This window comes from Ensifer sp. KUDG1, assembly GCF_050434285.1.
In the GTDB taxonomy this organism is placed as follows: Bacteria; Pseudomonadota; Alphaproteobacteria; order Rhizobiales; family Rhizobiaceae; genus Ensifer.
In genome coordinates, this window is record NZ_JBNDIG010000003.1 from 192,036 (window position 1) to 213,270 (window position 21,235).

General features: G+C 63.4%; 24 protein-coding genes. 16 read left to right on the plus strand and 8 right to left on the minus strand.

Features of this window, described 5'->3' with window-relative positions; translation table 11 throughout:
• Positions 1–15 precede the first annotated feature (15 nt).
• Together M2267_RS11560 and M2267_RS11565 are read right to left on the minus strand one after the other, a co-directional pair.
• Entirely contained in the window at positions 16–1,155 is a 1,140-nt protein-coding gene (locus tag M2267_RS11560; protein WP_429114691.1) for a tetratricopeptide repeat protein, read from the minus strand.
• Positions 1,156–1,164: 9 nt separating this feature from the next.
• Complete coding sequence (locus M2267_RS11565) at positions 1,165–1,812, minus strand: thiamine phosphate synthase (protein WP_043610620.1); 648 nt, start codon at positions 1,810–1,812, stop codon at positions 1,165–1,167.
• A 106-nt stretch (positions 1,813–1,918) separates the two neighbouring features.
• On the opposite strand from M2267_RS11565, the gene M2267_RS11570 reads away from it, so the two are divergent.
• Entirely contained in the window at positions 1,919–2,698 is a 780-nt protein-coding gene (locus M2267_RS11570) for a sulfite exporter TauE/SafE family protein (protein WP_429114692.1), read from the plus strand.
• Positions 2,699–2,798: 100 nt separating this feature from the next.
• Complete coding sequence (locus tag M2267_RS11575; RefSeq protein ID WP_034806124.1) at positions 2,799–3,059, plus strand: ArsR/SmtB family transcription factor; 261 nt, start codon at positions 2,799–2,801, stop codon at positions 3,057–3,059.
• 155 nt (positions 3,060–3,214) lie between these two features.
• On the opposite strand, the gene M2267_RS11580 is transcribed toward M2267_RS11575, so the two are convergent.
• Positions 3,215–3,388: a YdcH family protein gene (locus tag M2267_RS11580; protein ID WP_034806123.1), complete on the minus strand. Its 174-nt coding sequence runs from the start codon at positions 3,386–3,388 to the stop codon at positions 3,215–3,217.
• A gap of 213 nt (positions 3,389–3,601) precedes the next feature.
• On the opposite strand from M2267_RS11580, the gene M2267_RS11585 reads away from it, so the two are divergent.
• The 7 genes from M2267_RS11585 (at position 3,602) to M2267_RS11615 (ending at position 7,715) form a co-directional block, all read left to right on the plus strand.
• Positions 3,602–3,805 carry a YdcH family protein gene (locus M2267_RS11585; RefSeq protein WP_034806122.1) on the plus strand — a complete coding sequence of 68 codons (204 nt, stop codon included), beginning with the start codon at positions 3,602–3,604 and terminating at the stop codon, positions 3,803–3,805.
• 53 nt (positions 3,806–3,858) lie between these two features.
• A complete protein-coding gene (purE, locus tag M2267_RS11590; protein WP_034806641.1) occupies positions 3,859–4,323 on the plus strand; it encodes a 5-(carboxyamino)imidazole ribonucleotide mutase in 465 nt (154 codons plus the stop codon).
• Entirely contained in the window at positions 4,320–5,375 is a 1,056-nt protein-coding gene (locus M2267_RS11595) for a 5-(carboxyamino)imidazole ribonucleotide synthase (RefSeq protein ID WP_043610625.1), read from the plus strand. Before purE ends, M2267_RS11595 begins: the two co-directional genes overlap by 4 nt.
• Before the next feature lie 171 nt (positions 5,376–5,546).
• Complete coding sequence (gene ykgO / locus M2267_RS11600; RefSeq protein WP_034806120.1) at positions 5,547–5,672, plus strand: type B 50S ribosomal protein L36; 126 nt, start codon at positions 5,547–5,549, stop codon at positions 5,670–5,672.
• A gap of 77 nt (positions 5,673–5,749) precedes the next feature.
• Positions 5,750–6,364: a tetratricopeptide repeat protein gene (locus M2267_RS11605; protein ID WP_402325699.1), complete on the plus strand. Its 615-nt coding sequence runs from the start codon at positions 5,750–5,752 to the stop codon at positions 6,362–6,364.
• On the plus strand, positions 6,333–6,680 hold the full coding sequence (locus M2267_RS11610) for a hypothetical protein (RefSeq protein ID WP_429114693.1): 348 nt from the start codon (positions 6,333–6,335) through the stop codon (positions 6,678–6,680). The genes M2267_RS11605 and M2267_RS11610 overlap by 32 nt, the downstream gene beginning before the upstream one ends.
• Positions 6,681–6,710: 30 nt before the next feature.
• Entirely contained in the window at positions 6,711–7,715 is a 1,005-nt protein-coding gene (locus M2267_RS11615; RefSeq protein WP_429114810.1) for an alpha/beta fold hydrolase, read from the plus strand.
• Between the two features lie 149 nt (positions 7,716–7,864).
• Here the strand turns inward: M2267_RS11615 and pyk are convergent, their stop codons facing one another.
• Together pyk and M2267_RS11625 are read right to left on the minus strand one after the other, a co-directional pair.
• Positions 7,865–9,304, minus strand: a complete 1,440-nt coding sequence (gene pyk / locus M2267_RS11620; RefSeq protein ID WP_402325474.1) for a pyruvate kinase — start codon at positions 9,302–9,304, stop codon at positions 7,865–7,867.
• Positions 9,304–9,780, minus strand: coding sequence for a DUF1036 domain-containing protein (locus tag M2267_RS11625; RefSeq protein ID WP_051659725.1), 477 nt, complete (start codon positions 9,778–9,780; stop codon positions 9,304–9,306). The genes pyk and M2267_RS11625 overlap by 1 nt, the downstream gene beginning before the upstream one ends.
• Positions 9,781–9,972: 192 nt before the next feature.
• Between M2267_RS11625 and M2267_RS11630 the strand changes: the two genes are divergently transcribed.
• The 3 genes from M2267_RS11630 to M2267_RS11640 all read left to right on the plus strand — a co-directional run bounded on the left by M2267_RS11630 (position 9,973) and on the right by M2267_RS11640 (position 11,583).
• Positions 9,973–10,782, plus strand: coding sequence for an N-formylglutamate amidohydrolase (locus M2267_RS11630; RefSeq protein WP_429114694.1), 810 nt, complete (start codon positions 9,973–9,975; stop codon positions 10,780–10,782).
• Positions 10,779–11,087 (plus strand): DUF1244 domain-containing protein, encoded by a 309-nt coding sequence (locus M2267_RS11635; protein WP_429114695.1) that lies wholly within the window; start codon positions 10,779–10,781, stop codon positions 11,085–11,087. Before M2267_RS11630 ends, M2267_RS11635 begins: the two co-directional genes overlap by 4 nt.
• A gap of 232 nt (positions 11,088–11,319) precedes the next feature.
• Complete coding sequence (locus tag M2267_RS11640; RefSeq protein WP_034806111.1) at positions 11,320–11,583, plus strand: DUF2312 domain-containing protein; 264 nt, start codon at positions 11,320–11,322, stop codon at positions 11,581–11,583.
• 167 nt (positions 11,584–11,750) lie between these two features.
• On the opposite strand, the gene M2267_RS11645 is transcribed toward M2267_RS11640, so the two are convergent.
• Together M2267_RS11645 and M2267_RS11650 are read right to left on the minus strand one after the other, a co-directional pair.
• Positions 11,751–13,607, minus strand: a complete 1,857-nt coding sequence (locus tag M2267_RS11645) for a DUF882 domain-containing protein (RefSeq protein WP_429114696.1) — start codon at positions 13,605–13,607, stop codon at positions 11,751–11,753.
• A 180-nt stretch (positions 13,608–13,787) separates the two neighbouring features.
• Positions 13,788–15,332 (minus strand): sigma-54-dependent transcriptional regulator, encoded by a 1,545-nt coding sequence (locus M2267_RS11650; protein WP_043610639.1) that lies wholly within the window; start codon positions 15,330–15,332, stop codon positions 13,788–13,790.
• A gap of 188 nt (positions 15,333–15,520) precedes the next feature.
• Here M2267_RS11650 and M2267_RS11655 point away from each other — a divergent pair, with 188 nt between their 5' ends.
• The 3 genes from M2267_RS11655 to M2267_RS11665 are packed head-to-tail and all read left to right on the plus strand — an operon-like array spanning position 15,521 to position 19,260.
• Positions 15,521–17,380, plus strand: coding sequence for a M3 family oligoendopeptidase (locus M2267_RS11655; protein WP_429114697.1), 1,860 nt, complete (start codon positions 15,521–15,523; stop codon positions 17,378–17,380).
• 45 nt (positions 17,381–17,425) lie between these two features.
• Positions 17,426–18,625, plus strand: a complete 1,200-nt coding sequence (locus tag M2267_RS11660; protein ID WP_429114698.1) for an aminodeoxychorismate synthase component I — start codon at positions 17,426–17,428, stop codon at positions 18,623–18,625.
• A complete protein-coding gene (locus M2267_RS11665) occupies positions 18,622–19,260 on the plus strand; it encodes an aminotransferase class IV family protein (RefSeq protein ID WP_429114699.1) in 639 nt (212 codons plus the stop codon). Before M2267_RS11660 ends, M2267_RS11665 begins: the two co-directional genes overlap by 4 nt.
• Here M2267_RS11665 and M2267_RS11670 read toward each other — a convergent pair.
• A complete protein-coding gene (locus M2267_RS11670; RefSeq protein ID WP_043610644.1) occupies positions 19,225–20,175 on the minus strand; it encodes a sensor domain-containing diguanylate cyclase in 951 nt (316 codons plus the stop codon). The genes M2267_RS11665 and M2267_RS11670 overlap by 36 nt on opposite strands.
• Positions 20,176–20,328: 153 nt before the next feature.
• On the opposite strand from M2267_RS11670, the gene M2267_RS11675 reads away from it, so the two are divergent.
• Complete coding sequence (locus M2267_RS11675) at positions 20,329–21,207, plus strand: heme-dependent oxidative N-demethylase family protein (RefSeq protein WP_429114700.1); 879 nt, start codon at positions 20,329–20,331, stop codon at positions 21,205–21,207.
• The last annotated feature ends 28 nt before the right edge of the window (positions 21,208–21,235 follow it).

The window sequence follows — 21,235 nt, forward strand, 5'->3', positions numbered from 1 at the left end:
GGGATTCCGCCGCGCTCAGCTCCGGCGATACTTGTTGGCCGCACTCAGCGCCTGCTTCTGCTGCTCTTCGTTCAGGCCGAGGTAGAAGTCCTCGAGCGCATCGTCCTTGAGACCGGCGCGGCGCGACAGCACATACCATTTCGCCGCCTCGACCGGATTGGGCCGCGTGCCGATGGCATTGACATAGAGATGCGAGAGGCGGTTCTGCGCCACCACGTTGCCGCCCTCGGCAGCCCGGCGCATCCAGCCGAAGCCGTCCTCCAGGTTCCGCTCACCGGCAATGCCTTCGATCATCCAGATGGCGATGTCCAGCTGGGCGGTGTCGAAGCCCGCCCGCGCCGCACGGATCAGCCATTCGCGGGCACGCGCCCGCTTGCTTTCCTCGATGCCGTCGACATTGACCAGGATCTGCGACAACGCATATTGCGCGTCCGCAATGCCTTGCTCGGCCGACTTCTCGTAATAGGGCATCGCCAGCTTCAATCCCTTCGGTCCGGGATTGTCGGCAACGAGCGTTTGCCCATAGTTGAACTGCGCCGAGCCGTTGCCGAGATCGGCCGACTTCTTCATCAGCTCTTCGGACTTCTTCCGGTCACGCTTGGCGTAGCGCCCCTCCATCAGGATCAGGGCATATTTGAACATCGCCGCCGGATCGCCTTTTTCCGCCGCCTGGCCATACCAGAAGGCAGCCTGCTGCGGGTTGCGCACGACGCCAAGCCCCTGCTGCAGGATTTCGGCAATCAGCGTCTGCGCCGCTGGATCGCCGAGCTGCGCCCGCGGCAGCGCCAGATCCATCGCGGTCAGGTAATAGCCGCGCTGGAACGCGCCATAAGCCTCGTCGACCTTGCCGGCGAAGGGCTTTTCGGCCGGAAGCGCCGGCAATTCCGCACCCATGCGATCGAAAACGCCCACGCCTCCAGACGGCGCCGTACCGTCTCCCGGCTTCTTTCCCGAGGCCGCGTTCGACTTGTCGCCAGTCTCTGCCCCTTCGGGCATCGCCGCGCCGTTGAAGGGTGTGATGCGGCCGCGTTTTTCGACGCCGGCATCACCGCCGTCGCTCGGCTGCTCCTGCGCATGCGCCGGCAGCGCCAGCGCAACGGCCAGGGCGACAAGGGAAAGACCCCTACTCAATCTGGAAGACGGACGGTTCAACATCGAAACGTCTTAATCTTCAAACCGTGGCGCTTTTTCGTCAAGCAACGCGTTGACCGCGGCAACGACGGAGGGCGCCTGTCCCGGCTCACCGAAGACGGCTAGACGAAGCGCCACGAACTCGGCGCCGGTCTCCGCCACGGCAAGCGCCGATTGCGGATCGGTGCCGCCCATGACGATGCAAGGGATCTCGATCATCGACGCCCACCATTCGGCAAGCGCCAGGTTCTTCGAATGCGCCTCCGGCTTGATGTCGCCATCGGTCTTGCCGAAGAACACGTAGTCCGGACGCACTTCGCCGATCTCCAGCGCATGGTGGCGGTCGGCCGCGTTGCCACCGCCGACGATCAGCTTCGGCGTATGCTTCTCGACCGCCTCGCCGAGCACCTCGGCATTGCCGGTAACATGCAGACCATCCGCCTTGGCGCGACCAGCCACGCGCGAGTCGCCCGCGATCAGCGCTGCGGCGCCCGCCTCCTGGATGACCGGAACCAGGCGCTCGGCATGCTTCTGGAACTCGGCGTCGTCGAGCCCGTATTGCGGCACGATCACCGAGGCGACGTCGCCACCCTTGAGCGCGTCGGCGAGCACCTTGGCACGTTCCGCCGCATCGGGCATGTCGGGCGCGATAAGCACCAGGCGGCAGCGTTCTGTTGTCATGCTCAGATATCCATTTCCGGCTGTACCGCGTAAGCCGCGAAACCAGCGCTCGATTTCATTTCCGAAAACCGATAGACGGAGACTGCAAAAGGATCAACAGCCACCCATGCTTCCGGATCTCGACTTCTACCTTATCGCCATCCCGGCCGTTCTGCTTGTCGGCCTCAGCAAAGGCGGCATGGGAGAAGCGCTTTCGCTCATGGGCGTGCCGATCCTGTCGATGGCGGTGTCGCCCGTCCAGGCCGCGGCCCTGCTCCTGCCGATCCTGATCGCGATGGACCTTGTATCGCTCTGGATGTGGCGCAAGCATGGCGACCGCAAGACGCTTTTCATGCTTTTGCCCGGCGCCATTGCCGGCATCCTCATCGGCTGGGCGACCTCCGCCTACGTCTCGCGTGACCTGCTCCGCCTGATCATCGGCCTGATCACCGTGCTCTTCGTGCTTCGCTACGTCTACAACATCTGGCGCATGCGCCTCGGCATCACCATCGCGCCGAAGACGCAGCGGCCCGGGCCGGCAGCGCTTTGGGGCTCGTTCGCCGGCTATGGCAGCTTTGTTGCGCATGCCGGCGGCCCGCCCTTCCAGATCTATGCGCTGCCGCTGCAACTCGATCCGCGCGAATATACCGGCACGATCGTGCGCTTCTTCGCGATCCTCAACGCAGTGAAGCTCATTCCCTATTTCGCGCTCGGGCAACTGGATCTCAGCAACCTGAAAATCTCGGCGACGCTCTTTCCGCTGGCGATCGTCGCGACCGTGTGCGGCGCCTTTATCGTTCGCCGCATGAAGCCGCAGATCTTCTATCCCTTCATGTATAGCATGGCCTTCATCGCGGGCTCGAAGCTGCTCTGGGACGGTATCGTCGGCCTCGCCGCGGCCGGCTGAGTCGCCACCCAAGTATTACGGAAATATTGCAAAGCAAAATTAGCGTTTCGCACCGCACAAAATTCTTGCTGCCTTGCAAAAATTCGCCTAACGTCCGCCCATGACCATCGCGGACCCTTTCGATGCCATTGCGGACCCGAACCGGCGCCACCTGCTGGAGGAATTGCGGCGCGCGCCGAAAACCGTGAACGAGCTGGCCGAAGGCTTGCCGATCAGCCGTCCTGCCGTATCGCAGCACCTGAAGGCCTTGCTGGACTGCAATTTGGTCTCGGTCTCGGCGAGCGGCACGCGGCGGATCTACGCGATCAACCGGCCGGGGTTTGACCGCCTCAACCTCTGGCTCGACCAGTTCTGGTCTTGAGCTCTGAAGCGACGGCCCGGAAACAAGAGGACCGGGCGTCAGGCCCGGTCCAAAAGTCCGTATATTCCACTGTGGGGGATTGGTTCTAAACCTTGTTGCGCCTACTCAGAGGGGAGATGGCGCTTCCCGATGGTTCTGGGAAATACCGTTGATAATCAGTGAGTCGAGGAGCGAAGCCTTTCGATTTCGTCCTTGATGCGCAGCTTCCTTCGCTTGATATCGGTAATCAGTTCGTCTTCCACTGACGGCTGATTCATCGCTACGTGGAGCTCCTGCTCCAGGGCGCCATGTTTTTTCTCAAGCGTTGCAAGATGAGCCTCAACAGTCATTTGGCAGTCCCTTCCTTTTGCTTGCATCCGGCACGCAAATGCCGGATGTTTCATGGTTGTAACCTTACTACTGTGCCACGCCATTTTTCATTTGTCGAAGGCGAAATGATGACGACGGATAACTTCCCGTTACCGCCCAAGATGTGATAGAGCGGCGCATGAAATTCCGGTTCGAGGAGGACTTCGCAACCGGGCTGATGGGGATCGCTTTGCATGCCGGACCAGGACCAGGCCGAACTCAGACTGACCGCAGCGCGGCTGAGGCAGGAACATGAAGACTATGATGCTGCCATCAACGCCATGATCGAGACGGGCTGCGACGCGCTCAGAGTCCAGCGCATGAAGAAGAAGAAGCTGGCGATCAAGGACAAGATCAGCAAGATCGAAGACCAGATCATTCCCGATATCATTGCCTGAAGCAGAACAGGATAGACGTGATCGACACCACGACCCCACCCGTCGCCATCATCATGGGAAGCCAGTCGGACTGGGAGACGATGAAGAATGCCGCCGATACGCTCGACGCGCTCGACATTCCCTATGAGGCACGCATCGTTTCGGCCCATCGCACGCCCGATCGGCTGGTCAGCTTCGCCAAGGGCGCCCGCGACGAGGGCTTCAAGGTGATCATCGCCGGCGCCGGAGGTGCAGCGCATCTGCCCGGCATGTGCGCCTCGATGACGCCGCTGCCGGTCTTTGGCGTCCCCGTCCAGTCAAAGGCGCTCTCCGGCCAGGACAGCCTGCTGTCGATCGTCCAGATGCCGGCCGGAATCCCGGTCGGCACGCTCGCGATCGGCCGCGCCGGCGCCGTCAATGCAGCACTCCTTGCCGCAGCCGTCCTTGCGCTTGGCGACGAGGACCTCGCAGACCGCCTCGACGACTGGCGTGAACAGCAGACCATTGCCGTTGCCGAGTATCCGGTGGACGAGGCATGACCACCATCGGCATTATCGGCGGCGGCCAGCTCGGCCGCATGCTGGCGATGGCAGCCGCCCGACTGAACTTCCGCACCGTCATCCTCGAGCCGCAGGTCGACTGTCCGGCGGCCCAGGTGGCGAACGACCAGATCGTCGCGGCCTATGACGACGAAGCCGCGCTCGGCGAGCTTGCCGCCGTCAGCGACATCATCACCTACGAATTCGAGAACGTGCCGGTCGGGGCCGCCGAGCGGCTTGCCGCGAAACGTCCCGTCTTCCCGCCGCCGAAGGCGCTGGAAGTCGCCCAGGACCGCCTCACCGAAAAGCAGTTCATCAACGGCTGCGGCATTGCCACGGCACGCTTCCATGCCGTCGACAGCCAGGCCGACCTCGAAGCGGCGCTTGCCGATTTCGGCGGAACCGGCGTCCTGAAAACCCGCCGCCTCGGCTATGACGGCAAGGGACAGCGCGTCTTCCGCTCGACGGCAGACAGCCCGGCCGGCGCCTTTGCGGCACTCGGCGGCGTACCGCTGATCCTCGAAAGCTTCGTGCCCTTCGAGCGCGAAATCTCGATCATCGCCGCCCGTGCGTCCAACGGCGCCGTTGCCTGTTTCGATCCGGCGGAAAACGTGCACCGCAACGGCATCCTCCACACCTCGACGGTCCCGGCGGAGATCGGCGCTGCGACAGGCGAAGCGGCACGGGTTGCCGCCAAGGCGATCCTCGATGCGCTCGGCTATGTCGGCGTCATCGGTGTCGAGTTCTTCGTGCTCGCCGACGGCAGCCTGATCGTCAACGAGATGGCGCCACGCGTGCACAATTCCGGCCACTGGACGGAAGCCGCCTGCGTCGTCTCGCAGTTCGAGCAGCATATCCGTGCCGTCACCGGACTGCCGCTTGGCAATCCGCGTCGCCATTCCGACTGCGTCATGCAAAACCTGATCGGCGACGACCTCGACGCGGTCCCCGCATGGCTTGCGGAGGATGACGTGCTGGTGCACCTCTACGGCAAGACCGAGGCCCGCACTGGGCGCAAAATGGGCCACGTCACGCGGCTCGTTCGCGGCTGAGGGCCATAGAAATGCGGGGCAAGACGCCAAAATGGGGCGTCTTGTGGTTGACACACCAGGGGTGACACGGTATTTGCCATCCCACCTTAAAGGAGCGCGCTCACGGGCGCGCTTTTGATTGTTAGAGATACCGGGCGAATTTTCATTCCCCGAAACCTGCGGATCAGGAAAATGAAGATCAAGAATTCGCTCAAGTCGCTCAAGACCCGCCACCGCGAAAACCGTCTGGTTCGTCGCAAGGGCCGCATCTACATCATCAACAAGTCCAACCCGCGCTTCAAGGCTCGTCAGGGCTGAGACCCGTCAGGGGACTTGGGAACAGCGCTCAGGCGATGTCCCAGAATTGATTTGAAGTTATTCCGTGGCGAGCTAACATGCTCGCCATGCGAGTTTTTAGACCCTTGATTCTGGCGTGTTCCGCCCTGCTCGCCACCTCCACGGGAGCTGGCAACCTCTCCTTCGCGGCGGAAGCCTCGACCCAAACGGAAGCAACCAGCCTCACCACCCCGAAGCAACGCCTCGACACACTGTTCGCCGACCTGAAAAAGGAACGCGACCCTGACAAGGCACGCGAGCTTTCCAACCAGATCCGCATGGAGTGGCAGGATTCCGGCAGCGCCACGGTCAACCTGCTGATGCAATGGGCCGACAAGGCGATCTCCGACAACAAGCAGCCGGCCGCTCTCGATATCCTCGACCAGGTTATCGCCCTTGCACCCAACTATGTCGAAGGCTGGAACCGCCGCGCGACCTTGCACTATACGATGGGCAACTACCGGAAATCGATGGCCGACATCAACCGCGTGCTGTCGATCGAGCCCCGCCACTTCGGTGCGCTTGCCGGCATGGCGGCAATCCTCGGCGCCTCCGGCAAGGATGAGCTTGCCATGCGTGCCTGGGAACAGTTCCTGGACATTTATCCCGCCGATCGCAAGGCGCAGGAACAACTGGGCGAACTTGCCGAAAAACTCGCCGGCAGCAAGACCTGACAACGCGCGATCCGGTCGATTGCCTAGCCCGTCAACGCTCCTCCCCTCCGACAGAACGTCGCTTCTGAAGATCGCGACAGCGGCGCGCCGTTTCGTCGAGCCCATCTGGGAGGAATGGCATCGCCATGCCGGAGCCGACCGCCCAGCGATCGCCGCGGTGCTCGTTGTCGACCGCATGGACAACCGCTACAACAAAGACAACCGGGATGCGGCGCTGCCAGAGTTTGTGCTGGCCCGCAAGCGCGCTGTGGACGACATCTGGCCGCGATGGCAAAGGATAAACCTCGGCGGCCCCAAGGGTTCGGTCACGCCTTGAAAGACGGGCACCGGAAGACAAATAGAAATGATGTTCCCAGTCACGCTCCTGTTCCTTGCACTGATACTCGCCGGCGTCGCCTACAGCCTCTGGCACGCGCGTGGCTTCGCCCGGCGCTTTCCCAATGTCGGCGAACTGATCGATATCGGCGGCTACCGCATGAACAGCGTGCACCTGCCCGCCGGCGGGCAAGCCGACCTCCTGCCGGTCGTCTTCATTCATGGCGCGAGCGGCAACCTGCTCGACCAGTTGCATGCTTTCGCAACCGCGCTTGATGGTCGCGCCGAGATGCTGTTCGTCGATCGGCCGGGCCATGGCTATTCCGAGCGCGGCGGGCCGGAAAACGACCTGCCCGGTGGCCAGGCGGATGCGATCGCAAGGCTGATGGACAAGCGCGGCGTCGGTCGCGCGGTGATCGTCGGCCACTCCTTCGGCGGCGCGATTGCGGCGAGCTTCGCGCTCAATCATCCGGACAAGACCGCCGGCCTCCTCCTGCTGGCGCCGGCCACCCACCCCTGGCCCGGCGGCATCGACTGGTACTACCGCCTGACAGCCTTGCCCTTCGTCGGCTGGCTCTTTGCCCATACGCTGGTAACGCCACTGGGACAGCGACGCATCGAGGGCGGTACGCACTCGATCTTTTCGCCCAACCCGCGCCCGGCTGACTACATCGACAAGACCGGCCCGCATCTGGTGCTGCGTCCCTCGACCTTCCTCAGCAACGCCCGCGACATCGCCAATCTGCACGGCTATCTGACTGCTACCGCGCCCCGCTACCGGGACATCGCCGCGCCGACCGTGATCATCACCGGCGACAGCGACGGGATCGTTCTGGCCGATATCCACTCGCGCGGGCTGGCGCGCGATATCCCCGGCGCCGAACTGCACTGGATCGGCAATCTCGGCCACAAACCCGACTATGTGGTCACCGACGTCGTCGTTGCCGCGGTCGAGAAACTGGCCGGCAAGCCCGGCGATCTCGAAGCGGCAGTCAAGCGCGCCGAAGAAAGGCTCGCCGCCGCCAAGTCGCCCTGATCGCGCCAGGCCATCCGTTGGGGATCTGGCCGGTTTTGCCGGGGCGCCCGTCATCCCACGACCTGCCCCATCATCAACAAAACACGAGACCCCAGGAGCGGGATCATCGCTCCTGGGGTCTCGTTGCAGTCCGAAAAAGAGAGAGGGCGTCAGACGCCGCTCATGCCGTCCGAGCCGATATAGGCGATGCGCAGCATGTTGGTCGCGCCGGGGGTGCCGAGCGGCACGCCGGCCGAGATGATGATGCGTTCGCCCGGCTTGCCGAAGCCTTCCGAGGCTACGATGCGGCAGGCGCGGTTGACCATGTCGTCGAGGTCGGTCGCATCCTCGGTGACCACGCAGTGCAGGCCCCAGACGACCGAGAGGCGGCGCGCCGTCTGCACGATCGGCGACAGCGCGATGATCGGCACCTGCGGCCGCTCGCGGGCGGCGCGAAGGCCCGTCGTGCCCGACGAGGTGTAGCAGACGATGGCAGAGAGCCGCAGCGTCTCGGCGATCTGGTGGGCAGCGAGCGAAATCGCGTCGGCGCCGGTTGCTTCCGGCGGCGTGCGCTGCGCGTAGATGATGCTGGAATAATGCGGGTCGCGCTCGACGTTGCTGGCGATCGACGCCATGGTCGAAACGGCTTCCACCGGATACTCGCCCGAGGCCGATTCTGCCGAAAGCATGACAGCATCCGCACCTTCGAACACGGCCGTCGCGACGTCGGAGACTTCGGCGCGGGTCGGGACCGGAGCCGAAATCATCGATTCCAGCATCTGGGTGGCAACCACTACCGGCTTGCCGGCGCGGCGACAAGCGCGCGTCAGCTGCTTCTGCAGGCCGGGCACCGATTCCAGCGGCATCTCGACGCCGAGGTCGCCGCGGGCGACCATCAGCGCGTCCGAGAGTTCGATGATCTCGTCGATGCGGTCGAGCGCCTGCGGCTTTTCGATCTTCGACATCAGGCCAACGCGGCCGCGGGCGATCTTGCGAACTTCGGCCAGGTCTTCCGGACGCTGCACGAAGGAGAGCGCCACCCAATCGAATTCGCCGGTCGCCAGAACGGCGTCGAGGTCGGCGCGGTCCTTGTCGGTCAGCACGCCCACAGCGAGCAGCGTATCAGGCAGGCTGACGCCCTTGCGATCGGAAATCCTGGTGCCGGCGACAACGGTCGTGACGATGCTCTTGCCGTCGGTCTTCTCGGCCTTCAGGTGGAGCTTGCCGTCGTCGATCAGCAGGCGGTGGCCGGGCTTGACCGCTTCGAGGATCTCCGGATGGGGCAGATAGACGCGGGTGTTGTCGCCAGGCTCGTCCTTGTTGTCGAGCGTGAAGGTCTGGCCGACCTTGAGATCGACCTTGCCTTCGGCGAACTTGCCGACGCGCAGCTTCGGTCCCTGCAGGTCGCCGAGAATGCCGATCGGCCGGCCGCAGCGCGCTTCGACCGCGCGGATGCGCTGCACCAGCGTGCGCATCACGTCGTGGCTCGCATGGCTCATGTTGATGCGGAACAGATCGGCCCCGGCCTCGTGCAGCTTCTGGATCATCTGCTCGTCCGAAGACGCCGGTCCGAGCGTTGCGAGGATTTTGACTTTTCTGTTCCGCTTCATCAATTCTGGCTTTCCTGCGTGCCGGACGGATCCGAAAGCTGAACCATCCAGCTTCCCTGCCGCCCCGTGTCGTACTCTTTGAATCCCATGCGCTGGAAGCCGCGGGCAAAGCAGTCCTGCACGCCCGTGATTTTGAATTCGTTCTCGGCGACGCACATGTTGACGTCACCGGTCCAGCGACCGCCACGGGCCGCATCTTCCGCGTAAAGATAATAATAACGTGACTGAAGCTCGCCCTCGATCAGGGTCGCGCAGGTGTTGGCAGGCACCTGCCACCAGCCTTCCGTCATCCAGCCGTCCTTGGCCCGGTAGCCGATGGCTACGCCGACCAGTGTCTGGGTGCCGTTGCATACGCGAAAATCGGCGCGTGCATCGCTGGCGAAAAGAAATGAGCTTGATGTCGCCAGGAGAAACAGGAGGATGCCTCCCAGTGTCGTCAGCCCCGGCTTCGCTTTGGAAAAAGGATATCTGGACACGGTTTCCGATGGAACTCCGTTTTGATTTGCGTGGCACTTTCTTGCGACGGGCAGCCCCGAAAGTCAACGCAACTCTAATCGATTACAATCGGTAAATTGCTTTCGGATTTCGTTAAACAGTTGCGTTTTTCTTGCGATTGACGCCCACGCGTGCGATCAGCGAGACGGGACGCTGAAACGGACTGGAAGGGCATGCAACACTATTCTCCCTATGAGATTATCGAAGCCAAGCCCACAACCGGGCTCGTGCTCCTTGCCGATCACGCCATGAACCGGCTGCCTGCCGAATATGGCAGTCTCGGCCTTCCCGCCGCAGCCTTCGAGCGGCACATCGCCTACGATATCGGTGTCGAAGCGCTCGTGCGGCGCCTGTCGGCGATGCTCGACGCGCCGGCCGTTCTCGGCTGCTTCTCGCGCCTGCTGATCGATCCCAACCGCGGTGAGGACGACCCGACATTGATCATGCGGATTTCCGACGGAGCGATCATCCCGGGTAACCACCCCATCACCGAGCAGGAGTGGGAAAACCGGCTGAACCGGTTCCATCGCCCCTATCACCGCGCCGTCTCCGAGACCATCGGCCGAAGCGCCGAGGCGCATGGCGCAGCACCGCTGGTCATCTCAATCCATTCCTACACGCCGGCCTGGAAGGGCGTCGCCCGTCCCTGGCACGCCGCCGTGCTCTGGGACAGCGACGGCCGCGCCGTGCTGCCGCTGATCGACAGGCTCGAGGCGCCGGGCGATATCGTCGTCGGCAACAATGAACCCTATGACGGCGCGTTGCGCGGCGATACGATGTTCAGGCATTGCATGGTGCCGGGCATTGCGCACGCCCTGATCGAGGTGCGGCAGGACCTGATCGCCGACGCTGAAGGCGTTGCCGCCTGGGCCGAGCGGCTGGCGCCGATCCTGGCAAGCCTGAACGCCATGCCCGAGTTGCATCGCTACGAGCGGCACATCTCGCGCACCGGCGCCTATGATGAAGAGGACGAGCGACCATGACCGAACTGACCCCGGAGCAACAGACCGCCTTCGAGGCCGCCGCCTTTCGCCGGCTGGTCAACCACCTGCGCGAACGCAACGATGTCCAGAACATCGACCTGATGAACCTCGCCGGCTTCTGCCGCAACTGTCTGTCCAACTGGTATCGCGAAGCCGCCGAACAGGCGGGCGTTCCGCTTGCCAAGGAGGAATCGCGCGAGATCATCTACGGCATGCCCTATGAGGAATGGCGCGAGCGCAACCAGAGGGAAGCATCGGCCGAACAAAAGGCGGCGTTCGAGCTCAACCGGCCCAAGGCGGAATGACGAAAGGCGTATGCGGGCTTCCACCCGCACTTCGCTCGAACGCGTGAGCCGCTTGAAAATGATGGCTGGATCGCGCCGACACAAACCGTCGTGATCAAGGGATTAGGGTCTTTTCGGCCGCCTCTGCCACGGAAATGACCGCGTTGTTGCGCAATCACCCTTGACCTTGGCGGCCGTTCGCGGCACGTCACGGCACCCAAGAAATTCCATTCCCCCTATCAAGGAGAAGACCATGTCGGATGCTCACGGCGTCGCACGCGATCAGCTTCGTGCTTTCATCGAACGGATCGAACGCCTGGAAGAAGAAAAGAAGACCATCGCGGACGACATCAAGGACGTCTACGGCGAAGCCAAGTCCACCGGCTTCGACGCCAAGATCCTGCGCAAGGTCATTTCGATCCGCAAGCAGGATCACGACGAGCGCATGGAACAGGAAGCGATCCTCGACACCTACCTCCAGGCGCTCGGCATGGTGCCGGCGGCCGACGAGGAATAAGCAGGACCTTTTCGAGGCCGCCGCCAGGCGGCCTTCGCTTTCCGCGCGGGAACGCCGCGGCGGAGGCGCGCATGCAGCCGGAGCCGGCATGAGGCGAAGGCAGACGACAGACACGAAAAAGCCCGCCAGGTCGGCGGGCTTTTTCGTGTCTGGTGCTTGGTGGAAGCTCAGTTGGTGCTGAACTTCTTCACTTCCATGAAGTTGACGGCATTGCCGCTGAAGCGGGCCGTGTCGACGTTTGGTCCGGCGCTGCTGGAGAAGCCGGCCGCATAGACCGTCGTCGGGGCAGTCCGCAGGGACTTGCTGACGAAGCGCGGCGCCTTCACCGGCTTGGAAAGCGTTGCGACGCGGCCGGTCGAAAGCGCCCATTCGGAGATGATCTTCTGGGTCAGCTTCGGTTCGGCGCGCACCGACGAGCGGGTCGCGGCATCGGCGTCGTTCTTCTTCGGTCGGCCGCCCTTGGCCGGCGCTTCCGCCTGCGTGTCAAACGCGCTGTCGAAGATCGCGGCACGCGCATTGGTGCCCGACTGCGGCGCGTAGGCTGCCATCTCGATCGGCTGCGGCTGGGCGACGGGCTGGCGTTCAGCCGGCGTCGGCTGGGCCAGCGCCACACGGGTCTTGGCTTCGGCCGCCACATCACGCGGCGGTTCTGCGGATGCCACGACCGGGCGCTCCGCGAAGGAGGGGATCACGACCTGCGCATCGGCAACGGCGGCAAGGGCAGCGTCGCCCGCGGGCCGCATGGCAGGAACCGGCACGAAACCGAGCGCCTGCATGTCCGGCTCGGCATCGGCGGATGCGACGAGCGTGTTCATGTCGCGGCGGTCAAGCATTTGCGGGACCGGAACCTTCATCGAACCGAGGTCGGCAAATTCGCTCGGCGTTTCCGAGGTTGGCGGCAGGGCTGCAGCAAGCGCTTCCTGGGCCGGGTTCTTCTCCGGCGCGACGAGAGCCACGGCTACGCCAGCATCGGCAGGCGCCTGCTTGAAGGCGGGCCGCACGGCCGGAACCGGCGCATTGATGTTCTGTTCGGCAGCAACCGTCTGCTCGGCGGCGACAGAACCGGCAACACCGGGCAGCGCTTCCTGAGCGGCGGGGGCAGCAGCCGTCTGCACCTTGGCAGCGGGCGCAGCACCACCTTCGTCATCGGTACCGGGGCCGGCTGCGATTGCCGAGGGTTCTTCATCCTCGTCACCGCCACCGCCAAAGAGCATGGCAAACAGGTTGCCGCGACGCTTGCCGCTCGCCGTATCGCCCGGACCGGTATCGCCACCGCCAGCGACCTGGATCGCCGAAGCCCCGACGCGACGCTTGTAGTCGGCAACCGCCTGCTCATAACCCGGAAGCGGCTTGCCATCGGACGGCAAATGCATGGTCTTGCCGTCGGGGAAGAGGCGTGCCAGTTCGGCGCGGCTCATGCGCGGCCAGGCGCGAACGCCACCGACGTCCATGTGGACGAAAGGCGAGCCGGATGTCGGGTAATAGCCGACGCCGCCCACCTGGAACTTCACGCCGATTTCGCGCAGCGTCTTCAGCTTCACATCCGGCAGATAGAAGTCCATCGCCTTGCCGAGCATGTGCTGGCTCTTCTTGGCGACACCCTTCGAGCGCGAACGCAGCATGCCGTTGGTCGCCGGCGAACGATAGGCCGAAACGACGTGGATGTAATCGCGCGAGCCGCTCTTCTGGTAGACTTCCCAGACGAGATCGAGCAGGCGCGGATCCATCTTCGTCGGCTCGTTGCGGCGCCAGTCGCGCAGGAAGCGGTTGATTTCCTGCAGGCCCTTGGCGTCATAGCGGCCATTGCGCTTGAAGGTGATCTGCGCCTTTTCCTGGGTATGAATGAAATAGAGCTTCAGTGTCCGGGTCTGGCCTGCGGCCTCTACGGGAGGAGCAAAACCAGGCGTAACGAGGGCAGCCGCAAGAGCAACGGATGTCAGAACCTGCGGCACCCGGCGGGTGACCGCCGCGCAGACTCTCGCTAAGGAGCCGAGCGGCTTCTTAAAACCGAACAAATTTGGCATTCAATCCCCGTCCGACGGACAACCGTGCTTCGCTGTCTCAGATGACTGTCAAATAAGGTGACAGCATGGCAAATTTGCCACAGTCGTCACCGCCCCTTATAATATAGTGAATACTTCACTAACAAGGTCTAAACGGCGGTGACTGAATAGCACGGCTAATGAATCGTGAATGCGTCGATTTTATGCCGCCTCTCTCAAAGGGTTATCGGGATCGATGCCATAATCCTTCAGCTTGCGGTAGAGGGTAGACCGGCCGATACCGAGCTTGCGGGCCACCTGGCTCATCTGGCCGCGGTAGAATTTCAGCGCAAAACGAATCAGTTCCTCCTCGACTTCCGCAAGCTTGCGCACGTCTCCGCCCTCGTCGACGCTGGCGATCGCGTTCTCCATGCGTGCGTCGCCGGAGGCCTCTGCCTCCATGGATTTCGCCGCACTCGCAAAGTCCGGGTAGACGCTCGACACGGTCTCGCCGCCAGCCGCCGCCCGCTCCGGACCAGCCTCGCCCCAGGAGAAACCGGCGCGATCGGAAACCACGTAGCCGGGGATCTGGGTGGCGATCTGCGGGAAATCCTTCACCGTCAGCTCGTTGCCCTCGGCAAGCACGACGGCGCGGAAGATCGCGTTTTCGAGCTGGCGGATATTGCCCGGCCAGTCATAGGCGGTCAGAAGCGCCAGCGCGCCGCTCGACACCGTCAGCGGCTGGTTCAGCCGCTGCTCGGCGGCGAAGCGCTCGACGAAGGAGCGCACCAGCACCGGGATATCTTCCTTGCGCCGGCGGAGCGCCGGAATGGTGATCGGGAAAACGTTGAGGCGATAGTAAAGGTCCTCGCGGAACCGCCCTTCGCGCACTTCGTTGATCAGGTCCTTGTTGGTGGCCGAAATCAGCCGGACATTGACCTTCTGCGGATGGCGTGCGCCGATCGTCTCGACCTCGCCCTGCTGGACCGCGCGCAGAAGCTTCACCTGGACTTCCAGCGGCAGGTCGCCGATCTCGTCGAGGAACAGGGTTCCCCCGTCAGCATCGACGAACTTGCCCGTGTGCTTTTCGGTCGCGCCGGTAAAGGCGCCCTTCTCGTGGCCGAAGAGGATGCTCTCGACCAGATTGTGCGGGATGGCGCCACAGTTGACGGTAATGAAGGGCTTGCCCACCCGGTCGCTTGCGGACTGGATGGCGCGCGCCACCATTTCCTTGCCGACGCCGCTCTCGCCTTCGAGCACGATCGGAATGTTCGACTGCGCGGCGCGGCGCGCAAGGTCGATCACCCGGATCATCGCCGGGCTTGCAGAGACGATGTCGTCGAAGCCGACGGCGCCGCCGCGCGGACGGCGCGAGGTTTTGACCTTGCCGTCACGGCTCGCCATCTTCAGCGCGTTACCGATTGCCACAGACAGCCGCTCCGGAGAGACCGGCTTGACCAGGAAGTCGAAGGCTCCGGCCTGCATTGCGTGCACCACGGTCTCGATGCCGCCCTGTCCGGTCTGCACGATGACAGGCGTATCGACGCCGCGCTCGGCCAGCGCTTCAAGGAAGCCGTGGCCGTTCATTTCCGGCATCAGGAGATCGAGCAGGATGACATTGATCATGCCGCCCTTGCGCTCCAGCAGTTCCAGGCCGCTGCGGCCGTTATCGGCGAGATGCGCCACATGACCGAGACGCTCGATCATGTTCGTCAGCAACCGGCGCTGCACCGGATCGTCATCAATGACCAGAATGTGTGATGTCACGGAAGCCTCCTGCTCTGGACACGCGGTACTCTTTGGCCAACCTCATGTGCCAAATCACGTCAGGCATCTGTGCCATAAAGGGCTGAACATCATGTTTTGAGAAATGCTTGCATTTTATCCATTGCCGGCGATAGCAATGGGGCCCATATCGCTTGCCTCTTCCTGTCACGAACGAGAGAAATCCGACGATGACCTTCCGCCCCTTCGCCCCCGAGCAATTTGTTGTCCGCGCCGCCGCCGGCCAGAGCCATGGCGCCGCTGCCGACCTCGGTGACCTGCCCTCCTGGCGGCTGGAGGATCTTTATGCCTCCGCGTCCTCGGATGCGTTTCGCAACGACATGAAGAAGGCCGATGCCGACGCGATCGCCTTCGAGACCAAGTGGAAGGGCAAGCTCGCAGACGCGGCGACGAAGAGCGGTGACGCCGGCATCGGCGCGGCCGTGCGGGAATTCGAGGCGCTCGAAGACATCATGGGGCGCATCGCCTCCTTTGCCGGTCTCACCTATTTCTCCGACACCTCCAAGCCCGAAAACGGCAAGCTTTACGGCGACGTGCAATCGAAGCTCACCGACATGTCGGCGCATCTCCTGTTCTTCTCCTTGGAGCTGAACCGGATCGACGACGCGATCCTCGACAAGGCGCTCGAAACAGATGCGCTCGCCGCCCATTACAAGCCATGGCTGACCGATCTGCGCATGGACAAGCCCTACCAGCTCGACGACAAGCTGGAGCAGCTTTTCCTGGAAAAATCGATGACCGGCGCTGCCGCCTTCAACCGGCTGTTCGACGAGACGATGGCAAGCCTCACCTTCACGGTCGACGGTGAAACGCTGCCGCTCGAGGTCACCCTGAACCTGCTGCAGGACCCGTCGAGCGATGTTCGCAAGAAGGCGGCGATGGCGCTGGCCGAAACCTTCAAGGCCAATATCCGCACCTTCACGCTGATCACCAACACGCTCGCCAAGGACAAGGAAATCTCCGACCGCTGGCGCGGCTTCAAGGATATCGCCGACAGCCGGCATCTGGCCAACCGCGTCGAGCGCGAGGTCGTGGACGCGCTCGCCGAAGCGGTCAAATCCGCCTATCCGCGCCTGTCGCACCGCTACTATTCGCTGAAGGCCAGGTGGCTCGGCATGGAACAGATGGATTTCTGGGACCGCAACGCACCGTTGCCGGAAACGCCGAATGCGCTGATCTCCTGGGATGAAGCCAAGGACACGGTGCTCTCCGCCTACAATGCCTTCGCTCCGGAAATGGCCGATATCGCCCGCCGCTTCTTCGACGAGCGCTGGATCGACGCACCGGTGCGCCCCGGCAAGGCGCCGGGCGCCTTCGCCCACCCGACAGTCCCCTCGGCCCACCCATACGTGCTCGTCAACTATATGGGCAAGCCGCGCGACGTGATGACGCTCGCCCACGAACTCGGCCATGGCGTGCATCAGGTGCTCGCCGGCGGTCAGGGTGCGCTGATGGCTTCGACCCCGCTGACGCTCGCCGAAACGGCGTCCGTCTTCGGCGAGATGCTGACCTTCCGTGCGCTGCTCGACCAGACGAAGGACAAGCGAGAGCGCAAGGCCATGCTGTCGCAGAAGGTCGAGGACATGATCAACACGGTCGTGCGGCAGATCGCCTTCTACGAATTCGAGCGCAAGGTGCACACCGCGCGCAAGGAAGGCGAGCTGACTGCCGACGATATCGGCAAGCTGTGGCTGTCGGTACAGAACGAGAGCCTGGGCCCGGCCATCCGGATTTCCGAGGGCTACGAGACCTACTGGGCCTATATCCCGCACTTCATCCATTCGCCCTTCTACGTCTATGCCTATGCCTTCGGCGACTGCCTGGTGAATTCGCTCTACGCGGTCTACCAGAACGCCGAACAGGGCTTCCAGGACAAGTACTTCGAGCTTCTGAAGGCCGGCGGCACCAAGCACCATTCCGAGCTGCTCGCCCCCTTCGGCCTCGATGCCACCGATCCGTCGTTCTGGGCACAGGGACTGTCGATGATCGAAGGGCTCATCGACGAGCTCGAGGCGCTTGATAAGGCCTGATCCGGACACAGGTCCGGATCGCGGCGCGATCGACAAGACGACTTTATGAGCGACACCGCACCCTATGTGCTGTTCCGGGACGACAGCGAAAACCGCACCACGGTTTTCGCATCGCCTTCGCGCGTCATAACTGCGCGCACGAAGGCCGAATTTGTCCGCGGCCTTGCCGAGCTTGAACGCGCGCACACATCAGGCAAATGGATCGCCGGTTTCATGTCCTATGAGGCCGGCCATCTCTTCGAGGAGAAGCTCGAAGGCTTTGCCGAGGAAAATCGCAAGACGCCGCTGATGTCCTTCGGCATCTTCGATGCGCCGAGCGAGGACCATCCCCTCGCCGGGCCGCAGCGGCGCACCGAGAACGAACCCTTCCTGAGCGAGCCCCGCGCCGGCTGGGATTTCGAGACCTACCGCGAGCGTTTCGACCGCCTGCACCAGCATCTGCGGCAGGGCGATTGTTACCAGGCAAACCTGACGATGCCGATCCGCGCCCGCTGGTCCGGCGACCCGCGGGCCGCCTTCTGGTCGCTGATCGACCGGCAGCCGGTCAAGTATGGCGCGCTCGTCGCCCTCGACGGTCCGGTCCTTCTATCGCGCTCACCGGAGCTCTTTTTCCGCGTCGACACGGACGGCTGGATCGAGACCCACCCGATGAAGGGCACGGCCAAGCGTGGCGCCACGGCCGCCGAAGACCTCGAAATCATCGCCGCCATGCGCGCCGACGAAAAGACCCAGGCCGAAAACCGGATGATCGTCGATCTCCTGCGCAACGACATCTCGCGCATCACCGAGGTCGGCACGCTCAGCGTCCCAAAACTCTTCGACATCGAGACCTATCCGACGGTGCACCAGATGGTGAGCCATGTCCGGGCGAAGCTCCTGCCGGAGATCACCCTCAAGGACGTCTTCGCAGCACTCTTCCCCTGCGGTTCGATCACCGGGGCGCCGAAGATGCGCGCGATGGAAATCCTGCACGACCTGGAAGACGGCCCCCGCGACGCCTATTGCGGCGCGATCGGCTTCATCGCCCCGAACGGCGTGATGCGCTTCAGCGTCGCGATCCGGACGATATCGCTCTTTGATAATGGCGATGCCGTCTTCAATGTCGGCGGCGGCATCGTCTTCGACAGCACCGCCCAATCCGAATACGAGGAATGCCTGTTGAAGGCCCGCTTCGCCGTCGGCGACGATAGGATCGCGCTCGGCGAAGGCGATGTCGCGCCCGTCGGCAATGCGGTCATCCGATGACGGATTTCTCGCTGATCGAAACCCTGCGCTACGAGCCCCAAGTCGGCTTCGTCCGCTTGCGCCTGCATCTTGCCCGGTTGGTCCGCTCCGCCCGCCGTCTCGGCATCGCGGGTTCAGGTGGCGCGCAGGCTGCGCTGCTTGCGGCGGTCGATGCGGCCGCCGGCAATGCCGGAACCGCGCTTCGCGTGCGCCTCGAGCTGTTCCCGGACGGCCATATCGAGGTGAAGACCGCTCCCTTTGCGCCGCTACCCGAAGATACGCTCTGGCGGGCGCGGATTGCCACCGTCAGGCTCAAGTCGAACGATCCACTGCTGCGCTACAAGACCAGTCGCCGCGCCACCTATGAGGCAGCCCGCAACGAGTTTGCGGCGAGCGAGGCCGACGAGGTTCTGCTTCTGAACGAGAGGGACGAGGTCTGCGAAGGCACGATCACCTCCGTCTTCCTCGACGACGGCAGCGGCCTCCTGAAGACGCCGCCGATCGCCTGCGGCCTGCTTGCCGGCGTGCTGCGTACCGAGCTTATCTGCCAGCGCCGCGCGCGGGTCGCGCGGCTCTCGCGTGACGACCTTGTTCGCGGCAACCTCTATGTCGGTAATTCGCTACGGGGCCTGATCCGGGTGAACCTCCTGGTCTGAGCCGGGAAGCGTGTAGCGGCGGACGCGATCTCGGCCGTCGCGCTTGGCAAGATAGAGCGCCTGGTCGGCGCGCGCATAGAGATCGCTGACGCTGTCGCCGTCGCGATATTCCGCAACGCCGACAGAACAGGTGTAGAAGAACTCAGGAATGTTCTCGAGCGGCCGCGAGCTTCTGACCCGTTCGAGCAGGCGGTCGAGGATGCGATTGCCCTCGCTGATGGTCGTATCCGGCAGGATCAGCATGAATTCCTCGCCGCCGATCCGTCCGAAACAATCCGAACGGCGAACGAATTCCTGCATCTGCCGGGCGAAATCGAGCAGCACCTCGTCGCCGCGCTGGTGCCCATGGCGATCGTTGATCGCCTTGAAGTAGTCGATGTCGATGATCGCGACGCAGCCCCACATATGCGGGTTCTCGGCGCAATTGGCGATGAATTCGGTGAGCCGGCCCATCGTGTAGCGACGGTTGGGAACGCTCGTCAGCTCATCCACCTGGGCGGCCCGAAGCGCGAAGTCGCGATCCTGCCTGAGCTCGCGCTCTTCCGCATGGATGGCCGTCACGTCGACGGCGATGCACAGCATGCAGCCATCCGCGTCCACCGTCTCCGTCATCCACATCCAGCGACCGTCATGCAGGTCGGTTTCCATGGCGCGGAACGGAACCTTGCCACGCCGATGCATCGTCGAGGCGATCCAGGCATCGATGTCTTCGGTCTTGAGGATCGTTCCGTGGCCGGCAGCGTGGTTCCGGCGCATGATTTCCTCCCAAGTCGGACTCTCATCCGGGCCGACGTGGTAGGCTGCGCGGAATGCCGGATTGGCAAACCGCAGGCGATCATGCTGGTCGTAGAGCGCGATCAGCACGGGTGTTTTGCTCTGTAAGGCCGCAAGAGCCTTGAGATGACTACCGGTCACGGTCTGTCACGCCTCCGGGTCGGACAACTATCAATTATGGCGCGAAGCGGATGCTTCTAGCGAAGCTATAGCACGAACAGCTTGTGGCAAGCGTTTCATCGTGCGAAACGATAGGGATATGGTTAAATCACAGCCTTGGTGCGGCCGCTGAGCATGAAGCATACGCCTTACGACGGTTCTTCAAAACCTTTCACCATCGGCCTTGCCCAGCTCGACCCCGATCGCTGGATCGAGCCGGACGAACAGCTGCAGCACTACCTCTGCGAAAAGAAGCGGCTGCTTGCGCAGGCGCGCGATACCGTGTTCGCCGCCGCTGACGGAACGCAGGACGCGCAGCGCGAACTGCTCGACGTTCTGCTCGACTACCTGCCGGCCGCCTACCCGGAGATCTACCGCCGCGACGGCGACCGCATGATCGTCGGCGGCGAGCCCGTGCCGCTCGACGGCGATGAGCCGCTGGCCGTTTCGGGCTCGCTGGTCCAGGACGATCTTGCCATCATGCAGAAGACCGACGACGGCTGGCGCCTCAACGCCGCCTATGTCGCCTTTCCTTCCTCCTGGTCGCTCGCCGAAAAATACGGCCGCACCATGAACGAGATCCATGGCCCCGTCCCGGGCTTCGAGCATGGCACCCGCAATGCCGAGCTGATTGCCCGCATGTTCGACAATCTGCCGCCGGGCCGTTTCGTCGAGCGCTTCAACTGGGCGGTCAATGTCGACGGCGCGCTGCACCTGCCGAAATCGAAGTCCGAGGGCATTGCCGCCAGTGCCATCGAGATGACCGAGGAGCGTACCTTCATCCGTATCGAACGGCAGGCGCTGCGCAAGCTGCCTGAGACCGGCGCGCTGGTCTTCACCATCCGCATCTATTCGGACCCGCTGGCGATGCTGCGCAAGCGGCCGGATGCCGCAGCGCTGGCCGCGTCCTTCGTCGAACAGCTGCGCGCCCTGACCTTGCCGCAGGCCGCCTACAAGGGGCTTGTCAGCAAGCGGGATGGCCTGATTGCCGCACTGCTGACGATCGCCGGTTAAGCACACTCTCAAATAGCGGTTGACCGGC